The organism is Stieleria sp. (assembly GCF_041595215.1).
GTDB lineage: Bacteria > Planctomycetota > Planctomycetia > Pirellulales > Pirellulaceae > Stieleria > Stieleria magnilauensis.
On record NZ_JBFHKV010000757.1, the window covers coordinates 1 to 4,405 of the forward strand.

3 protein-coding genes are annotated in these 4,405 nt (G+C 58.2%); 2 read left to right on the forward strand and 1 reads right to left on the reverse strand.

Annotated features, from left to right (window positions below):
- Positions 1-369: 369 nt before the first annotated feature.
- A complete protein-coding gene (locus tag ABX749_RS23705; RefSeq protein WP_372898174.1) occupies positions 370-975 on the forward strand; it encodes an RNA polymerase sigma factor in 606 nt (201 codons plus the stop codon).
- A complete protein-coding gene (locus tag ABX749_RS23710) occupies positions 972-3,209 on the forward strand; it encodes a serine/threonine-protein kinase (RefSeq protein ID WP_372898175.1) in 2,238 nt (745 codons plus the stop codon). Before ABX749_RS23705 ends, ABX749_RS23710 begins: the two co-directional genes overlap by 4 nt.
- An 85-nt stretch (positions 3,210-3,294) precedes the next feature.
- Here ABX749_RS23710 and ABX749_RS23715 read toward each other — a convergent pair.
- Positions 3,295-4,405: GDSL-type esterase/lipase family protein (locus tag ABX749_RS23715; protein ID WP_372898177.1), on the reverse strand; the 1,111-nt coding region annotated here is incomplete at its 5' end.

Below are 4,405 nucleotides of genomic sequence, written 5' to 3' on the forward strand. Positions count from 1 at the left end.
AAGTCACGTAAATGGTTGACATGACTAATATTTCTACAAAAAGGGGTTGGGCGGACTCGCCGGCTGATCGAAGAGAGGCTGGGGGACAAAGGGGGCCATCGGGACAAAGGGGGCCATCTCTGTCAGAGATAGATTCGATCTCCCGAGGCGATCGTCGTCGCCGAACGGTTGTCCGCCGCACGCTGCTGCCGGGACGGGTGGACAATGCGACCGTCTCGGGAGGTAGAATGTGGGTTTTGAGGCGAGACCATTGAATCAGTGTCCTCCTCCGTTGGGTGCCTTTCGGTCCGGGGCTCCGTTTTTGGAGATTTTTTGATCGTTTGGTGTGACAGGAACCCGGCGGCTGTGTTTGGCTGGTAGGAGAAATCGATGTTGCAAGGTCCGGAAACTCGAGCGTCACTGATCGGCAAGCTGAACCAACCGGCTTCGGAAGAGGTTTGGATGGAGTTTGTCAGCCTGTACCGACCGCTCGTGGTTCGGGTGGCGTTGGCCAAAGGCCTGCAGCACGCCGACGCGGAAGATTTGGCCCAAGACGTGTTTGCCGCGGTGCGACGGTCTCTGGAGACGTTCGAAACACGTGGCCGGGGTTCGTTTCGAGCTTGGTTGTTCCGCATCACCCGCAACCTGGTCGTCAATCAGCTGACACGCCCCAAGGGGCCGGTGGGGTCGGGTGACAGCCAGATGAACCAGTGGTTGATGCAACAACCGGATCGGCAGAACGAGACGGCCACCTTGTTCGATCACGAACTCCGTCGTCAGCAATTTCATGTAGCGGCGGACAGGGTGCGTTCAAAATGCGAACCCGCCACGTGGCGAGCGTTTTGGATGACGGCCGTCGAAGGCCAATCGATCTCCACTGTCGCGGCATCGCTCGGCAAGGCCGAAGGCGCCGTGCGGATGGCAAAGTGCCGCGTGTTTGCACGTTTGCAACAAGAAGCTCAATCAATTTCCAGCCTGTGGGAGACCGAAGAATGATTGCACGCCTTGGCAACGACCAAAACCAGCGCGATCGATCTCACTACGACCGTGAAACGCTCGACGACTTTCTGCACGATCGTCTCGCCGCACGCACCGAAGCAGTCACCCGACACATCGAGTCGTGCGAGGATTGTCAGTGCGTGGTCGAGGGCATGGCCGAAGAAAACCTCAGCTGGCGAGACCTCGCTGCGTTGTTTTCCGAACCATCGGGCGCTTTCGTCAAGGGCTGTGCAGCTTCCCCGCACCGCTCCGCAACCGACGATGCTGGCGAGGACGAGCACGGGCGGCAAGCCGGCGCCGCGTCGTTTCTCGAACCGTCCCGTGATCCCGATTCGATTGGACGCTTTGCACGCTACGAGATCAAACAAGTTCTTGGCCGTGGCGGCATGGGGATCGTGATGCGGGCGTTTGATACGTCGCTGGGGCGTCATTGTGCCGTGAAAGTCTTGGCACCCGAGTTGGCCTGTTCCGCCGCCGCGCGGCAACGTTTTTCTCGCGAAGCCAAGAGTGCCGCCGCGGTCGTCCATCCGCACGTTGTTCCGATTCAAACGGTCGATGAACACGATGGACTTCCGTACTTGGTCATGCCCGTCGTGGACGGCCCGAGTTTGCAACAGCGGGTGCAGCACGATGGCCCCTTGTCACCGATCGAAACCGTCCGAATCGCGGCACAGATCGCCGACGGCCTTTCCGCAGCCCACCAGCAGGGGTTGGTCCATCGCGACATCAAGCCGGCAAACATCTTGTTGGAAAACAGTGTCGAACGCGTCCAAATCACCGACTTCGGGTTGGCCCGAGCGGTGGACGACGCCAGCATGACACGCAGCGGCGTGATCGCGGGCACGCCGCAATACATGTCGCCCGAACAAGCTCACGGAGATGCGATCGACCACCGCAGCGATCTGTTCTCACTCGGCAGCGTCATGTACTTCATGCTCACCGGACGCAGCCCGTTTCGTGCGGAAACAACAATGGGGGTGCTCAATCGGATCGGCAATGACGATCCGCGATCGCTGCGTGAAATCAACGCCGACGTTCCCGCGTGGCTTGACGCAATCGTGATGCGGCTGCTCAGCAAGACCCCCGAGCATCGCTATCAAACTGCATCGCAGGTCGTTCGGTTATTGAATCGCTGGCAGGCCCATCTGTTGGACCCGACGGGAACCGAAGCCCCGGAGGTTCAACCCACCCGAAAACCTCGGCCAAGTGCCTCGGCTAACGGTCGCAAAACCGGAAAACCCTTGCCCTGGATCGTTGCCGCGGGATTGTTCGGCTTTCTCCTGTGGGCGGCAACCATCATCATCTTGCAGACCGAGCAAGGCACGTTGCGTATCGAAAGTAACGCGGATGCGAATCTACCGATTGTCATCCGGAAAGGTGACGAAGTCGTCGATCAGATGTGGGTCAGCCGAGCAGGAAAAACGATCGAGATCAAAACGGGCGTGTACGTCGTCGAAATCGCCGGCGACGTCGATGGTTTCGAGATCCAAAATGATTCGGTCGTCATCAGACGTGGAGCAACGCAAGTGGCCACGATTGTCGAAACAAAGTCCGCCGGCAATGACCGGAGTGACGCGAAGCCGCAGTCGGCCGACCAAGCCGTGCCTCCCAAACTCGCGCCGTACACACGGATGGAGTTTCGAGAACAACAGGTCGTTGTCACGGTGGGATCCGAACACTACGAACTGCTGAAGATCGACCACCTCGCGATCGAAGACCTGGTTAAACAAACAAAGCAGGCGTTTGGTCAGAACTGGAAGAAACGATTGAGTGAGGACTTGGTAGAGGTCTTATGGAAGCTTGGGCATGTCCCCAGTGAGTCTGTGCTTCTAAAGCTTCGCAAACTTGATTCGGGGGAGGTCGTCTCGATCGATGCACCGCTGACCAAAGCGAATCGCAATGCACTCTATCGTGACAACAAGCACAACCAACCGGAGGAGGGCAGTGTTGCCGACTATTACCAGAAGGTTCTATCGGGAAAAACGTCCGTCAAAGCCGATGGCGTGCCGCTCGCCGACTTCCTGACTCAGCTTTCCGAACAGCACCAGATTCCAATCCTCTTGGACCGAAATGATTTGAAGCAAGCCGGCATCACCACGAATACGAGAGTCAGCATCGAAATGAAAAATGTGAGTCTTCGGATGGTGCTGAACATCGCCCTTGCAAAAGTCGGCTGCAAATACGAAGTGAAAGACGAGGTACTCCGCGTCTTTGCAGCATCGACGCAGTAGCGCCCTCACGCCGAACGGTCAATGCGTCCACGCGCGCGTGAGCACTGCGACGGCAGAGCGACTCGGATAGGTAAGGACGTGGCCGCTATTCCAAGTCGCCGATCAACATCAGTGACGATGCATACCACGTGTGGTTTTTGTATTTGTCTGGTTTGCCATCGAAATCGGACCGGTTGCGTTCGAACAGTATCTCCCGTTTGTCGAGCTGCTGCGGTGTCAATTCAATGGTAACGCTGTGCCGCCCGGGAGAGAGTTCCGAGCCGATCCGTAGCGTCGCCATGCGGTGGTAGGTGCAATAGCCATCGATACGGTTGCGAGTGACTTCGTCGCCGTCCAACCGAACGCGAAGTTGGCCGCCATCGGGACCGACCAGATCAAAGATCCCGGCGTTGGTTCCTTCGAATGTAAATGTCAACGTCGCCCCCGGTTCTTCTGCTTGATAAAGCTCGGGCATGTTGCGTTGAAATCGTTTGGCCAGCGCATGATCTGCCGGAAGCTTGGTCCAGTTCCCGGTCAGCATCTCGGGCTCGATGGCCACCATTTTGGCGCGTTCCCAATTGTCATCGCGAAGCGGTGTAGGCAAGGGATGGGGTTGGGGGGCATCGCTGGCCGCAGCGAATTTTGGCCAGCATCGCGCGATCGCTTCGGTATAAAGCCGATGCCCGGTTTCGACGTGCGGGTGAACGCCGTCGGTTGAAAAGACCATCGGCTCTGCAGCGATGTCTTTCGGTTTGGGAGCTTTGAAAACTAGCTTTCCCGCCGACTCCATTCGGGCGACTTCGACGCCGAAATGAATCGAGGGAATCGAGTAGTGATCGGCCAAGTCTTCCATGGCGCTGGCTGCGCGAGGCATCTTGCCGGACTGTAGGTCCGACAGCATGGCTTGAGTGAGCGTGTAGACAAAGCAAATGTCGGTCTCCGGATTGGCCGCCCAGGTTTGCCGGACGATGCCTTCCATCGCTTGATGGATACGCTCCGGTGCCGCTCCGCCATCGTTGACCGCAAATTCCACGAACAACAAATCCGGATCGTGCTGCAGCGCATCTCGCTGCAGACGAAACACGCCCAGGTCGGATCCCGTGCCACCGATCGCCGCATGGATCTCGTTTACGGTCGCATCGGGGTATTGCTCCTGAAGCCACTCTCGCGATTGGACACGCCAACCCGGCGCGGCGGTGATGCTGCCACCAAGATAC

Excerpts from the sequence above, each read along its gene's own strand:
- ABX749_RS23705 (WP_372898174.1), top strand. The coding sequence starts at position 370 with ATGTTGCAAGGTCCGGAAACTCGAGCGTCACTGATCGGCAAGCTGAAC.
- ABX749_RS23710 (WP_372898175.1), top strand. The coding sequence starts at position 972 with ATGATTGCACGCCTTGGCAACGACCAAAACCAGCGCGATCGATCTCAC.